This window comes from Peribacillus aracenensis (assembly GCF_025175645.1).
GTDB lineage: Bacteria > Bacillota > Bacilli > Bacillales > DSM-1321 > Peribacillus > Peribacillus aracenensis.
On record NZ_JANZMJ010000014.1, the window covers coordinates 31,917 to 46,729 of the forward strand.

General features: G+C 40.4%; 9 protein-coding genes, 2 pseudogenes and 1 riboswitch. Of the genes and pseudogenes, 9 read left to right on the top strand and 2 right to left on the bottom strand.

All coding sequences use genetic code 11. The features are described 5' to 3' along the window. Positions 1 to 33: 33 nt before the first annotated feature. The 6 genes and pseudogenes from N0M92_RS15055 (at position 34) to hmpA (ending at position 9,941) form a co-directional block, all read left to right on the top strand. On the top strand, positions 34 to 2,775 hold the full coding sequence (locus N0M92_RS15055; RefSeq protein ID WP_260286514.1) for a GTPase domain-containing protein: 2,742 nt from the start codon (positions 34 to 36) through the stop codon (positions 2,773 to 2,775). A 95-nt stretch (positions 2,776 to 2,870) separates the two neighbouring features. Further along, a riboswitch (SAM riboswitch) is annotated at positions 2,871 to 2,976 on the top strand. A gap of 116 nt (positions 2,977 to 3,092) precedes the next feature. Further along, positions 3,093 to 4,205, top strand: coding sequence for a sugar ABC transporter substrate-binding protein (locus N0M92_RS15060; RefSeq protein ID WP_260286515.1), 1,113 nt, complete (start codon positions 3,093 to 3,095; stop codon positions 4,203 to 4,205). Positions 4,206 to 4,261: 56 nt separating this feature from the next. After that, positions 4,262 to 5,764, top strand: coding sequence for a sugar ABC transporter ATP-binding protein (locus N0M92_RS15065; protein ID WP_260286516.1), 1,503 nt, complete (start codon positions 4,262 to 4,264; stop codon positions 5,762 to 5,764). Position 5,765: 1 nt separating this feature from the next. After that, a complete protein-coding gene (locus N0M92_RS15070) occupies positions 5,766 to 6,770 on the top strand; it encodes an ABC transporter permease (RefSeq protein WP_192207704.1) in 1,005 nt (334 codons plus the stop codon). A 678-nt stretch (positions 6,771 to 7,448) separates the two neighbouring features. After that, positions 7,449 to 8,432 carry a ketoacyl-ACP synthase III gene (locus tag N0M92_RS15075; protein ID WP_260286517.1) on the top strand — a complete coding sequence of 328 codons (984 nt, stop codon included), beginning with the start codon at positions 7,449 to 7,451 and terminating at the stop codon, positions 8,430 to 8,432. Positions 8,433 to 8,721: 289 nt separating this feature from the next. Continuing rightward, positions 8,722 to 9,941 (top strand): annotated as a pseudogene (hmpA, locus tag N0M92_RS15080) (NO-inducible flavohemoprotein). 556 nt (positions 9,942 to 10,497) lie between these two features. Here the strand turns inward: hmpA and N0M92_RS29460 are convergent. Together N0M92_RS29460 and N0M92_RS15090 are read right to left on the bottom strand one after the other, a co-directional pair. Continuing rightward, positions 10,498 to 10,806 (bottom strand): annotated as a pseudogene (locus N0M92_RS29460) (cytosine permease); the annotation flags it as partial. A gap of 104 nt (positions 10,807 to 10,910) precedes the next feature. Continuing rightward, entirely contained in the window at positions 10,911 to 11,267 is a 357-nt protein-coding gene (locus N0M92_RS15090) for a hydrolase (protein WP_260286518.1), read from the bottom strand. 174 nt (positions 11,268 to 11,441) lie between these two features. Between N0M92_RS15090 and N0M92_RS15095 the strand changes: the two genes are divergently transcribed. The 3 genes from N0M92_RS15095 to N0M92_RS15105 all read left to right on the top strand — a co-directional run bounded on the left by N0M92_RS15095 (position 11,442) and on the right by N0M92_RS15105 (position 14,439). Next, the gene (locus N0M92_RS15095) at positions 11,442 to 12,128 is read left to right on the top strand and encodes a hypothetical protein (protein WP_260286519.1); all 687 of its coding nucleotides are present in this window, start codon (positions 11,442 to 11,444) and stop codon (positions 12,126 to 12,128) included. 193 nt (positions 12,129 to 12,321) lie between these two features. Next, positions 12,322 to 13,557 (top strand): S1C family serine protease, encoded by a 1,236-nt coding sequence (locus tag N0M92_RS15100; RefSeq protein WP_260286520.1) that lies wholly within the window; start codon positions 12,322 to 12,324, stop codon positions 13,555 to 13,557. 567 nt (positions 13,558 to 14,124) lie between these two features. Next, the gene (locus tag N0M92_RS15105) at positions 14,125 to 14,439 is read left to right on the top strand and encodes a hypothetical protein (RefSeq protein ID WP_260286521.1); all 315 of its coding nucleotides are present in this window, start codon (positions 14,125 to 14,127) and stop codon (positions 14,437 to 14,439) included. The last annotated feature ends 374 nt before the right edge of the window (positions 14,440 to 14,813 follow it).

The following is a 14,813-nucleotide window of genomic DNA, read 5'->3' on the forward strand; positions in this document are numbered from 1 at the left end:
ATTGAAAATATGAAATATATCGGGGGAATAAAGATGGACGAACGGCTGATCGGAAAAAAATACTATGAAACGATGGTTGAGGATACAAGGAAACACCCGATTCAAGCTTTGGGTGAAATGTTTCTCGTGGAACAAAAAAAGGAAAGAGCGGATTTAACCGCCATTCGATTTGCTCAAGGAGAAGTATATTTTCAGCATCATGACTATGAAGCAGCCATTTTTAAATGGGAGAACATAGAAGGGGAACTTGGTCCATGGGCGAAGAAAAACATCGCTGATGCTTATTTTGAACTGGAAATGTACTCAACCGCAGAGGATATCTATAAATCCGTCGATACGGATGAAGCGGTCTTGAAAACAGAGGTTCTTTTGCAACTTTTTTCCCTGTACATAGTGGAATCGAGAAATGACCTAGCTTCCAAAGTCGTGAAAGAAGCAGTCGAGTTTCAACCGGATTACCCGAATGTCACGGAAATCGCACGTGCCTTTTTTGAAGAACAAAAGGATTGGAACAGTGCGGTGGTATTAGCAGCTAATGAAAGTATCCGTACAGAATCAATGGGCTGGTTCGATGTGCTGAAGACGTATATCCAGCAGGGGGTTGCCCAATCGATGGATCCGGATTATTTTTCAACTGTCCTTGGTTCGCTATACACACTTGACCAGGAACGTTTCGAAAAGGTGACGGTTGCCCTTTGGAAAAATTATAAATATACGGATTCTTATTTCGAATGGCTAAGAGTGATTAATAATTTGATAGATACCATTGAATTGAACCATGCTGATGTATGGGATGAGCTTTCCGTCTATTACAGGGATGCATATGCAGGTCTTTTAGAAGGAACGCACCTAATCAAAGATTTAAGTCCTGTCGTGCCAAGGTTACTGGAAAACTGGCTCAAAATCGCAGATGGGGAGCTCTCGTTGTTTGCGGCGGCATCCGCGTTGTCCTGGAATGAAATCTTCCCGGATACGATCAATGCGCTGGTTATTCAGGATGCAGAAAGCCTGCTTTCGAAATCGCCTAAATTAGGAGGCGGACTGGAAGCGGGAGAGAAACTGTTCAATTCCATTATCCAGTGGGCTGAAGATAATGACCTAAAGGTTGGCAATAAGCTTAAATGGATGGTCGAGGGGATTAAGGATACCGAAAATTTCAATCTTCTTCTTGTAGGAAGTACAGGAAATGGCAAGACATCCTTCATTCAGTCAATTGTTGGCGAGAGCATTGCCGCTGAAGATCATTCATCCTTAGTCAGTGTCAAAGACGGGGATGAATTGGAAATCCTTGAAATTACCGATACAGATAGAAAGGTTGTCATGGAGCTAGCTGAATTGGATGAAACACGCCGCCAGCGCGGGACTATTGTTGATGTGACAATCATAAGTGACTACCTAAGAAATAATGGTCTGCGATTATTGGATACACCGGGGTTCAATGGGGAAAAAAGCGTGGAATCCGATTTCCAAGGCTATTTACATGGCAGTGATGGACTGATGTTCGTCCTGGACGCCCGGGCGCCTTTCACCGGCAGCGAACGGGATCTGTTATTGGAAATTCAAATGATGGCTCCGAAACTGCCGATTCATTTCTTATTAAATAAAATGGATACGATATACAGTGATCAGGTCGCAGTCCGGATGGAAGACGAAACATGGGATAAAGTGAATGCATATTTCCCGAATGCGAAAGTATTCGCTTTCTCCAAACTTTATGATAGCAAGCAGCAATTGAAGGACCTTTCAGCCTTCCTTCAATCGAATTACCAAGATGAGAATTGGAAGGAAAGAAGATCTGAGAAAATCCTTGCATTCATTCGTAAAACTTTATCTTATCTGTTAGAAAAACGGGCAGCCAATGAGCGGAAATGCGAGCATTCCATCTCTTGGAATGAACAGATGGAAGTCAAACTGAATGGGGCGGTCAATCAACTGGCTGATCTGGAAAAAGAAAAAAGTGAAAATATCATAAGGTCGTATCGTCTGCTTAAGGATGAAGTGAAAAATCAGCTTTCTACTAAAATTCCTGAATTACTGAAGGATTGCTCTAAATCATTAACGGAAAGCAGTGATTTCAGTCAGGTCCATGTACAATTAAACCAAGAAATGAATGAGCGGATTCAAAACTTCATTTCTGATAAGATCATGCCTCAATATTATCGTTCTCTACAAGACTGGATTGCCAGTTCCCAAATGGAGTTCTCACAAAGCCAGCAGTTTATGGATGAGATGAGTGCCGGATTCAATGAATTATACAAAGAAGAACGGATTACGCTTGCAGGTGACTTCAGGGTATTGGATGACTGGAGCCGTGATGCCGATCGGATGACAAGCAGTATCCGCATCGAAAACGTTAATATCCTTTTGCGCAGGACTCCATCACAATTGCTGCTTAAAGGAGCAGGGAAGCTGTTTGGGGCGATACCGCAAAATAAAGCCAATATGTACAATCGTTATAAGAAATATCTGGAAAGTGAAGATTACCTGGATGTTGCGGAAATGATCACGGAACGTTTCCTTACCCAATTTGGATTGTTTGAAAAATCTTTGGATCGGGACATCTCACTTTTCTATCGCAGTTCATTTGCCTTACTTCAAAAAACGATTGAACAAACGCAGACCGAGATAAAAGACTACCAGGCTGCATTGGAACATATGAAAGAAAATCCGGAAGTTTACCGTGACCCGATCACTTTGTTCGAAGTGAAATTAAGGCAGTTGGAGAGGCTTGAAAAAATCGAGAAAAAGCGTCTAGCCCAGCTTCAAAGAAAGTAAAAAATAACAAGGAACATTTCAAATATTCAAAAATCTATTGACTTTACGACTATATCCCTATAAAGTGATAATTACGAAAACGTAACACAATATATCTCTTATCAAGAGTGGCGGAGGGACTGGCCCTAAGATGCCCAGCAACCGTTCCATTAGGAATTGGTGCTAAATCCTGCAAAACAGAAATGTTTTGACAGATAAGAGAGGGACAAGTCTGCAAAACAGCTGATTAAACCTCTCTATATTAGAGAGGTTTTTATTTTGGGATTTACACCAACTAAACTGATAAGACTAAATTGAAAATATGGAGGGAAAACAAGATGAGAAGGTCTATTAAAGGAATATTCATTTCAGCCATCGCTTCGGCTTTGCTTTTAACGGGGTGCTCCACTGGGCAGAGTTCCACAGAATCGAAGAAAGAAGAAAAAGTATCATTTGAAAATGTACCGGAAAGATTTGCAGATGGGGATGGAGCCAAGATCAAAGTGATCCGTAAAATTGGCGGTGATGATCATACGGCCCAATACCTGGCGGGGGCGAAGGAAGAAGGAGAAGCACTGGGATTTCAAGTGGATACATATACAGCCAATGGTGATACGGCTAAATTTCATGATGCGATAGCGCAGGCTTTGGAGGAAGATTACGACGGGTATATCATTTCCCATGGTGATGATGCAGCAACTGTGAATGACGTTCAGAAGTTGGTTGATGCAGGTAAAAGCGTTGTCACGTTCGATTCAATAAGCGAACTATCTAAAATTGATGGCGTGACATTAACCTCACAGGATGATGAAGCGTTGGCAACACTGGCTTTTGATAAACTGTTAAAAGAGCAGAAAGGTGAAGCGGCAATTGCCTATCTTTGGGTGGATGGTTTCCCGCCAATGGTAAGAAGAAATGCAGTCTATCAGGAAAAACTAAAAGAAAATCCTGGGATTAAAGAAGTCGAAAGATTCGGGGTGGCATCTGCTGATACTTCGGTTCAGACACAAAATGCTGTAGCCGCAATGTTGAATAAATACCCTAAAGGTAAATTGGATGCCATTTTCGCAACATGGGATGCCTTTGCCATCGGTGCAGCCCGGGCGATTAAAGAAGCGGGCCGCGATGAAGTGAAGATATATGGTATTGATGTATCTAATGCAGATCTCCAGGAAATCCAATCGGCCGATAGCTCATGGTCCTACACGGCAGCGGTCGATCCCAAGCTGATCGGTGCAGTGAATATGAGGATATTGGCTAAAAAATTAGCGGGCGAAGATACTCCGCAAACCTATGACTTAGAGGCTTCACTTATTTCACAAAAGCAAGTCCAAGCTTCAAAAGAAGCGGTAAACATGGTAAATCTGTCTGGTATTGTCGATGGCTGGGGTGAATCTACGGAATTTGAAGAAGATTGGATGAAAGTTTTGAAGGATCATTATAAAAAGTAAAAAGAGACACTCTCTTTCCAGTGAAGGGAGTGTTTATTCAATAAGGGGGAATGGACATGGGCACGCAACTAGAAATGAAGAAGATTTCGATTGAATTTCCAGGGGTGAAGGCACTGAGTGAAGTTGATTTTTCCGTTCAATCAGGGACAGCCCACGCATTGGTCGGTGCAAACGGAGCAGGTAAATCGACGTTAATGAAAGTTTTATCGGGAGCCCATGTTCATTATTCAGGTGACATTTTCATTGATGGAATGAGGCGGGATATCCGCTCGCCAAAAGCGGCTCAGGAACAAGGCATTCAAATTGTTTATCAGGAAGTGGATACAGCCCTCATCCCTTACTTAACGGTTGGGGAAAATGTAATGTTGAATGATATGGTCCAAAACATGGGGAAAAAACAGAGGGTCCAATGGAAAGAGCTGCACAAACAAGCCTCTTATATTCTTGAAGATATGAAAATTCGTGTCCCTTCGAAAAAGCTGGTAAGAGATCTTACCTTGGCTGAAAAACAGATGGTCCTGATAGCAAGGGCCGTTTCGACAGAATTCAAATTCCTGATTCTCGATGAGCCAACTGCTCCGTTAAGTCATACGGAGACGACAGAACTTTTTCGAATTGTAAATGAATTAAAGCAAAAAGGCGTGGGAATCATTTTCATTTCACATCGTCTGCCTGAGATTTTTGAAATCTGTGAGGAAATTACGATCATGAGGAATGGGGAGCGTGTCACTTGTCGAAAGAAGGAGGACATGACCCGTAACGAAGTGGTAGAGAATATGCTCGGTAAAACCATGGATGACCAATTTCCAGAAGTGAATGCTTCGATCGGAGACGTCATTCTGGAAGTGAGCGGATTGTCAGATGCCGAGAAAGTCAAGAATGTCAATCTGAATGTTAAAGCAGGCGAGATAATCGGCTTGGCAGGGTTAGTCGGAGCGGGAAAAACGGAGCTCTGTAAAACCCTTTTCGGTCATACTTCGATCACAGCGGGGGAAGTAGTCCTGAATGGTCGTAAGCTTTCTTTGAAATCACCGCACGAAGCAGTAAAAAGCGGTCTGGCACTTGTACCTGAGGAACGCAGGAAAGAAGGGGTCCTCGTTCAGGAATCAGTCTCGGCGAATTTGACTGCAGCCAGCCTCGGCAAGTTCTGCAAGACGTTCAGTTTCGTGGATCGTAAGGCGGAAAAGGAAAAGGCGAAGGAAATGATTGCAAGTCTCGGCATTAAAACTCCTTCAGGGGAAGCGAATGTCGAAAACCTTTCAGGTGGTAACCAGCAAAAAGTTGCCATCGGAAAATGGCTTATGGCCGATGCGGATGTATACATATTCGATGAACCAACGAAAGGGGTCGATGTTGGAGCCAAGAAGGATATATTCGAATTGATTGCAAAGCTTGCAATGAGTGGGAAAGCGGTCATTTATGCATCATCCGAGCTTTCCGAAATCATCGGCATTACCAACCGGACATATGTGTTATATGATGGGAGCACTGTCGTCGAATTAGAAACGAGCAAAACGAATGAAGAAGAACTACTATTCTATTCAACAGGAGGAAAATAGGATGAGCATACCCATTCCTGTTACACAGACAGCGAAAGCGAAGAAAAGGCCAGAACTATTCGACTTTTTCTATAAATACGGCACAATATTGACGATTATCATTCTGATTGGAATTTTTGCCGTGTCCAATCCGGCTTTCATTCAAACGAATAATCTGATCAACATCCTGCGTTCCATTTCAATCGTGACCATCATTGCGATCGGCATTACGATATCCCTGACCGTGGATGGCTTCGACCTTTCCGTAGGATCCGTCGCATCATTGGCCAATGCCATCGTCATATCAATGTTCGTCTGGTTTTCGCAGGATACATTAATCGCCATCTTAGCTGCGATCGGCGCCTCACTTGTCGTAGGGGCCTTGAATTCATTCATGATCGTTAAATTGAGAATTCCCGACATGCTGATGACATTGGCTACCATGTTCATTATCCAGGGAATTGCCCTTACTTATACAAAAGGGGCAACGGTTTCGCAAAATATGGTCATGCCCGACGGGACATTCGCAACAGGTCTGATCAGCCCATTTTTCGCCAAAATTGGCCAGGTACCATGGATAATCCTGATCATGGCAGTCATTGTGATTGCGACCCATATCTTTTTGACTTATACGAAGCATGGTCGTTATATGTACATTATTGGGGGAAATAAGGAAGCGGCGAGACTTTCCGGGATATCGGTCAATAAATATAAAATCCTTGCCTATCTGCTTTCAGCCCTATTAGCTGCAGTGGGGGGGATTGTCCTAGCTTCAAGGGTCATGACATCGGAAATCAATTCAGGGTCCCCCTATTTAATGGATGCCGTTGCGGCTGCCTTCATTGGTTCCTCCGTTTTAGGAGCGGGAAAACCGAATGCATTTGGAACCTTTGTCGGTGCAGTCTTGATTGGAATCCTTCAAAACGGTTTGATCATGATGTCCGTTCCGTATTATGCGATGGATATCGTCAAAGGAACAGTGCTGGCCCTTGCGCTCGCGGTAACCTATTACAAACAAAAACACTAGAATGGTTTCGTCGCGTTAATCTACAGAAATCCTATAATTGTAAATTTTTGAAGATTGATAAAAATCCTGTTGGAATGCAACAGGATTTTTTCCTTTTTAAGAAGGGACGGTTCATGGAGTTTTCGAATCTTCATCAGTTTACTTAATAATAATGAACTCTTTTTATTACGCTAAAATGGGTACAGAAGGACTTTTTGATCCCTCATTGTTGGAGTATAAACATTGACCGCAGTTGTAAATTTTTACAGGGACCTTATTTACCTTTTAATAACATTATAAACGATTACATATTGGGTGGATTCTGGCATTTACTTTATTTAATCTATTGGGATATTTGGTATATTATTTATTCGGATAAAGATAAGAATATTAATAAACTTCAACTGTAACCGTTACGGTTAGGAAATTAAAAGTGGTAATACCGGATCTCTCTTTAGATAACTGAGTTTGTAGACAAAAGGGCCATCTAAAAAAAAGCAAAGTTGATTGGAACAGAAGGCGCGAGACTCCCGCTTAGAAAAGCGTCAGTAGCGATCGTTCTTTGTCGTTCAGCTCTTTTTCTCTTATGGGTTTAAAGTGACCTGTAGTTGCATAAGATTTTTTTTACTTTATAATTAGTACCAGGTATTAATATCAGTTATAAAATTGATGCAATTCATAACACGAGGTGGTTATTTTATGTTCAAATCCAAAGCACGTATTACAGCTATAGGTTCTTATGTTCCAGAAAAAAGGTTAACAAATAAGGACTTAGAAAGAATGGTTGAAACCAATGATGAATGGATTGTTAAACGGACTGGTATTAAAGAGCGAAGAATTGCACATGAAGAAGAGTTTACTAGTGATATAAGTTATAAAGCTGTAAAGGATTTAATGGAACGGTATGATAAATCTGTCGAAGATGTTGATATGATTATTGTCTGTACATTCACACCTGATTTCAACACTCCTAGCGTAGCTTCTTTAGTCCAAGCAAAGCTAGGTATTAAGAATACTGGAGCTATTGATTTAAACGCTGCTTGTGCAGGGTTTACTTATGGGCTGCATGTAGCTAATGGATTAGTAACATCTGGTTTAAACAAGAAAGTTCTGGTTATTGGAGCTGATACTTTATCCAAAATTATGGACTATGAAGATCGAGCCACCTGTATTTTATTTGGAGATGGTGGAGGAGCGGTTCTTGTAGAATATGATGAAAAACAGCCAAGTTTTATTTCGTCACATTTATACTCAGAAGGAGAAGGCGGAAAATATTTATATAGTACAAACCTATCGACACGTATAAATGGTGAAGACTTGAATAATAGTGGTAACCTTGTTCAAAATGGACGTGAGGTCTATAAATGGGCTGTTACTACTGTTCCAAAAGGAATGCAAACTGTGATGAAAAATACTGATTTTCATTTGAATGATGTGGATTGGTTTGTTCCGCATAGTGCAAATTTAAGAATGATTGAGTCAATATGTGATAGAAGCGGTTTTCCAATTGAGCGTACATTATATAGCTTAGTGGAGTATGGAAATACTTCCTCAGCAACAATACCATTAGCTTTAGATCAAGGAGTAAGCGAAGGAAATCTCAATCATGGTGAGAAGATTTTATTATATGGTTTCGGTGGTGGGTTAGCACAAGCAGGATTGCTTATCAATTGGACCCTATAACACTTTTTTCTGCTACTGTCAGCAGCTTTGTTCTTATTGATATAATGGGTCAGTTTAAGTTAACAAGGATACTAAAATAACAAAAGACACCGTACTAATAGGTATGGTGTCTTTGAATTATCTTAAGGGATTTCCAAATCTCCAAATGGGCGGAAGTTGCCTCTAGTAAGAAGTTTGGGTTGGTTAGTGATAAGTGAACAGTGTCAAAATATCATCATGTTTACTCCAATATTTAGTGGGAATGCTATTTAAAGTAAATATCCCTGGAATTTGAGGAGGAAATTTTAACATGCTTGATGCTAAGACCATAGAAATCGTTCAGTCAACAGCACCAGTTCTCAAGGAACATAGTAAACCAATTGGAAAGAGATTTTATGAATTACTATTTTCAAAAGCTCCTGATTTGTATAATCTTTTTAACCAAACGAACCAAAAAAGAGGAATTCAACAAGAGGCCTTGGGATATGCTGTCTATGCTGCAGGAGAACATATTACGAACCTTGAAGCGATAAAACCGGTAATTAAAAGAGTCACTGAGAAACATCGTGCCATAGGAGTCAAGCCTGAACAGTATCCGGTTGTAGGTGAAACGTTGCTTCAAGCAGTTAAAGATGTGTTGGGTGACGCAGCCACAGCTGAAATCATAGAGGCATGGGGAAAGGCCTATGGCTATATTGCAGATGCCTTTATTGATATTGAAAAAAACCTTTATGAGGAAACAGAACATCAGCCTGGTGGATGGGCAGGATATCGAAGCTTCAATATCGATAAAAAGATAAAAGAAAGTGATGTGGTAACCTCCTTTTATCTAAAGCCTACAGACGGAAAACCCATTGCCTCCTATCATGCTGGGCAATACTTAACACTTAAGGCTGAAATTCCTGGCGAGAAATATACGCACATACGCCATTACAGTCTTTCGGATTCACCTGGTAAGGATTACTACCGAATTAGTGTTAAACGTGAAGATGCCCATGGGGTGCTCCATCTGGAATTGTATCTAACTATTTACATAAACAGATGCAAGTTGGAGATACGCTGCAATTTTCTGCTCCTGCAGGTGACTTCGAACTGGATAACACCGGTTTACCTGTTGTTCTGATTAGTGGGGGTATTGGAATTACACCTTTGCTTAGCATGTTAAATACCATAATAGAAAAGGAACCACACCGTCAGGTTACGTTTATCCATGCAACAAGCAATAGTCAAACACATGCTTTTAAAGATCATCTGCAACAAATAGTGAATGAACACCAACATATAAAATCATATGTAGTCTATGGTGCACCAACAGAAGCCGATCGAACCTCAGGACATTTTGATAAAGAAGGATATGTGGGTTTAGACTTCCTGCAATCTATCGTTCCATCAAAAGAAGCTAATTTTTATTTCTGCGGACCTATTCCTTTTATGGAAGCAATCAATGAGGCCCTGAATAAATGGAGTGTATCGAAAGACCATATTCATTATGAAGTATTTAGTCCACTCGCTATTTTAGGAGAAAAATAAGTAAACTAAATAAAAAGGTTCTTTCATTGATGTGAACAAAAAGTTAGGCACTTTATTTAATTATGCAGGCTTTAGGGCATGAACCCAGTAATCTACCGGGCTCATGCCTTTCTTACGACTAGTCAATGTCTTTGTTATGTTTTAATTTTATCTCGATTCGTTGAAAATTGCAGTGATGTTTGGAATGCTCCATACTTTCAAATTCAGGGGGGGAGTAATCTAATGCAGCATGTAATTTTTCATTAATCGTATAATCTCAAAAAACTGCACCTCAAATTGTTAGTAGGTGACTAACGATTGGGGTGCAGTTCATTTTAGGGTTCTCTGTTATCCGACACTTGATATTAATTTACTTAACACTAGCGTCTGTTTTCTCTATTTATTTATTGAATTTTCAGTGATATTCAATTTTTTTCTCATTGGGAAGTAATACAAGACAGCTGGTACAACTAAGCCAATAATCCAAGCTATATCTGCCCCTTCAAAGGCTTTGGCTATAGGTCCTACATAGAATGATGTATTTATAAAAGGGATTTCCGCCAAGATTGATGCTGCAAGCGTAACTATACCAAAATGTATGGGCAGTGGGTGTGGTTATCGGTAGATAGCGAGAATAGTCCGAAACGTAGGGGGCATAGGCCAATTGCCATGTAGCAACCATACTGACCGCCAACAAAAACAATGGTAAATCCAAATTTTCCATTGCCCAACTGCCTGCCGGAACTTGCAATTGGATAGCTACAATATAAATGCAGAGAGACGCCCAGGACAATAATTTTTGCATTTTATGAATTAAGTTATAGCCATAAATGGTGGCCAGGAAACAAAGAACATTTAACAGTATCATGCTCCATGTTTGGTCGATATTTGTTAATATTTCCCCTTTTTATTAGGGGAAGGGAATACTTTTTAATTGAACTTGACCATAAAAGAACAGAACCTTTGAATTTCAGGTTCTGTTCCTATTTGTTATTTGAACTTTTGCACTTCTTCTTTTCCCTCGTATTTGTTATCTATCAATATGCCGATTTCTTCAATATGGTTTCGTGCCGTTTCATCCCCTAATTTATAAATGAGGGCATAAAGTCTTTTCATGGCTGCATCGTATTTATCATTTGCCCGGTCATGATGATAGAGAAGGTAGGGCACATGTGAACGGGCGTATGCCTCCAGGTCATCTGTCCGGTGTTCCTCCAGGCATTGTTTCAATTCTGCAAGTTCCTCATCAGTTGCGTGTATAGTGAAGCTCGGATTCTCTTCAAGTTTTTGTCCGAGTACGTCGCCGCTGACCAAATCGACATGGTATGTCTGTTTTTCCTGCATCATTCTGCACATCATCCTTTCAAGCGTTTATCTATTCTGTACCACTATTTGTAAAAAGTTAATCATGGACGTAAACATTTCCTTAATGAAAAAGATAGGAAATAGAGGTATCGGTTTTCTTATCAAATGGTATAAGATGGATTTAAAGAACATTATGTAAAAGTGAGGAGTGACATAGTGAAGAGATCAATCATGGTTATTTTTTTTGTGATGATTGCTTCAGGCTGCGTAACAAGGAATTATGATTCCAATATGGATTTAGGGAAAGGTCAGTTGAATGAGGAAAATTATTTAGAAGCCCATGAGGCATTTGAATTAGCTTATAAAGAGGGGAAAACACCGGAATCAAGGGAGTTAATGGATCTTTCAGGTTTTCTGGCAAGTGGGATGAAGAAATACGACGAACAGGATTTTGGTTCGGCCAAAAGCGATTTTGAAAAAGCAACCGCATATAAAGCAAAATACCGGGAAGGAAAACAAATGGTTTCAAAGGCGGTGGAAATGCACCCGTTATCAGACTCGGCCACAATCGAAACTGTAGAGGGGAATGACGAACCGGTAGAGGAAGCAACCGGGGACGGATCTAAAGTAGAAGATAAGGCGGTAACGGAAACGAAAGGTGAAGGAATCAAGGATTCGGTCAGTACATTAAGTAAATCTCAGGCGGAAAAGCTTGTGAAGGGTTATGTGGACATGGAAAATTTCCCTGATTTGCATATCGAATATGATCATGATTCCGAAAAGGGCGATTTCATTTTTCATGTATTCGAGGTGGATGAACCTAGTCAGAAAAGTGGCCACAAAACCACTTGGGGCTGGTATGGCGTGAATAAGAAGACGAAAGAAGTTTATGAAGTCATGTAAGGAAAACTGAATGGTCGGATTGAAGGCCCTTGTTGAGGCCTTTTTTATTTTGTGGCGCGGCAAAGTACAGGATTCGATAAAAATTTAATGATTTTTGTAAAAAGGTCGCCTCATTCTTTATTTTCTTAAGAATTTTTTAATAATTACTGTTTATGATGGAGCCAAGTAAAGGACAATCCTAGGAGGGGTAAAGATGGAGAATTATAATGGTGATGAGCAAGTCAGAGTCAAGGCAGAACGGAAAAAGGGTAAATCTCTTTGGGTAACCAGTCTTGTTTCCGGAACGGTTGCTTCTATGGTTACATCGTCTGTATTTCTATTTGGCGGGGATTTTATGGATCAAGGGAAAAGTCCGGTGAATGAGTCAACCGAAACGGCAGGTGTACAGCAAACGGAAAGTGTGGAAAAGGATAAAAGTGTCACGGCGGAAAAGTTATCGACAAGTACAGATTCAAATGATAGGGCAGATATGGTCGAATCAGCATCCAAATCGATTGTAGGGGTCGTGAATTTACAGGAGATGCAAAACCAGAACCCGTACCAGCAGCAAAGCACGGGGAGCGAAACGGTTGAGAGAGGCACAGGCTCAGGGGTCATTTATAAAAAAGCTGATGGGAAAGCTTATATCATTACGAACAATCATGTTATTGAAGGAGCTAAGGAAGTCGAAATTTCATTGTATGATGGACAAAAGGCAACGGCTGCGGTTGTCGGCGCGGATGCTTTGACGGATTTAGCGGTTTTGACAATTGATGCCTCGAAAGCACCGGAGGGAATTAAATTCGGTAATTCTGATAGCATGCGTCCAGGTGAAGAAGTATTGGCAATTGGCAACCCACTTGGACTTGATTTTTCACGATCGGTTACACAAGGGATCGTCAGTGCGACCGGACGCTCCATTTCAGTCGATACCTCGGACGGGGAGTGGGAACTCGATGTCCTTCAAACAGATGCAGCGATCAACCCCGGCAATAGCGGCGGTGCATTGATCAACACTGCTGGGGAAGTGATCGGCATAAACAGCTTGAAGATTTCCGAAAACGGTGTGGAAGGCTTAGGGTTCGCCATACCGAGTAATGATGTGATTCCGATTGTTACGGAGCTGATTGAAAATGGGAAAATCACGCGCCCATATTTAGGAGTCAGCTTGGCCAGTATGGAAGAACTGCCGCAATATTACATTCAAAATGTTCCTGAAGCCGTAAAGTCCGGTGTAATGGTGACGAGTATAGAAGCAGGATCGGCTGCGGCGAATGGGGGGCTTAAGCAACAGGATATCATAGTTGAGATTGATGGAACGAAAATAAATACTGCTGCTGCATTAAGGAAGTACCTATATACAGATAAGAAAATCGGCGATAAAGTAAAGGTTAAAGTATATCGGGGTACTGAAGAGAAAACGGTAACGTTAACCTTGCAAAAACGATAGAAAGAGGTAGGGCCCCTGATTTTTCATCAGGGGCCTAAGTTTGTAGACAAAAGGGGTTCGGAAATTAAAAATCCGGACCCTATTTTCCCTTTGAATTTTAGGCTATTTTTGAAACTTACCATGTCCATTTGGCCATCTTCTTTTAAATAAAAGCAGCGAAAGTAAGCATCTCTTGCATCGACAATTTTTTAAGTCCCTTTAATGTAATCCAACATATACCATACTTGTAACAATAAAGATTGAGGCTAAAAGTTTTTATCTAAAAGTTAAAACAAAGTTGATTGGAACGGACGGTGCGAGACTCCTGCGGGGAAAGCGAGTGCATGGAGTGGAAGACAACGTTCAAATTGTCCAAACCCCTATTTAATAGTATACAAAAGGTTAATATAGGAAAAATAGATAGTGTATTCGCACTGTTTTACAGATTTTCCCTATAGTCTTGAATACCTAAAAGCGAATAGTGGCGCGTTCTATTTGTCAAGGTTTTCATTGTGTATATGTTAAAAAATAGAAAAGATTTGACAAATTTGTGAAATGTCATAAAATAGAAAGAAAGGGGATGAAATTATGGAAGCTAATCAGAAGATGTTAGATGCAGTGAAATGGGTATCAGGCACAGGTTGTGTAATCGGAATTATTATTTTTGCTTTAAGTTTCTTTGTAAGCGATTACAATAAGGATTATATATTTACCGCCGTTGGAATCGCCATCACACTAAGCGCAGCTGCAATTTTTCTAGTTGGTATATTTTTTGTCCTAACAGAAGAAATGGTAATGAAAACACATAAAGGTAAAAGAATTGTACCGGAAACGACTAAAATCATAAAAATGAAAACAAAGGCTAACACTCAAACAAAAAGAAGTACAGAATTCAGTAACTAAAACGAGGAATATAGCATAATGAACTTGCATTCTATCATCAGATTTACTAACATGGTTGAACATAACCAGTTGTTCTTCTTTCTAAAGAATTTGAGTCAACATGATCCGAATGATTGAATGCGCTTTCATTCCACAGAGAGCTTGAATTGATTACCAGTTGGCTTTTTAATACAATACAATATACTGCACTCGTCATGTACAAAAAAATATTTCAAGTAATCCTTTGTATTTGAAATACTAACGATGTGCTTGGGTATTCAAACCAAACTGCCTGAACGCCAGGAAGTTTTCACTTTGCATTTTGAACTATATCCACGAGAAAAGGACACTTTTAAAAAGTCCTTTTTTTGTGGTTTTTTTATGTGTTTTTCCCT

Bases quoted from the DNA above. Each gene is read 5' to 3' on its own strand.
- N0M92_RS15075 (WP_260286517.1), top strand. From the start codon at position 7,449: ATGTTCAAATCCAAAGCACGTATTACAGCTATAGGTTCTTATGTTCCA.
- N0M92_RS15055 (WP_260286514.1), top strand. From the start codon at position 34: ATGGACGAACGGCTGATCGGAAAAAAATACTATGAAACGATGGTTGAG.
- N0M92_RS15105 (WP_260286521.1), top strand. From the start codon at position 14,125: ATGGAAGCTAATCAGAAGATGTTAGATGCAGTGAAATGGGTATCAGGC.
- N0M92_RS15065 (WP_260286516.1), top strand. From the start codon at position 4,262: ATGGGCACGCAACTAGAAATGAAGAAGATTTCGATTGAATTTCCAGGG.
- N0M92_RS15060 (WP_260286515.1), top strand. From the start codon at position 3,093: ATGAGAAGGTCTATTAAAGGAATATTCATTTCAGCCATCGCTTCGGCT.
- N0M92_RS15090 (WP_260286518.1), bottom strand. From the start codon at position 11,267: ATGATGCAGGAAAAACAGACATACCATGTCGATTTGGTCAGCGGCGAC.
- N0M92_RS15100 (WP_260286520.1), top strand. From the start codon at position 12,322: ATGGAGAATTATAATGGTGATGAGCAAGTCAGAGTCAAGGCAGAACGG.
- N0M92_RS15070 (WP_192207704.1), top strand. From the start codon at position 5,766: ATGAGCATACCCATTCCTGTTACACAGACAGCGAAAGCGAAGAAAAGG.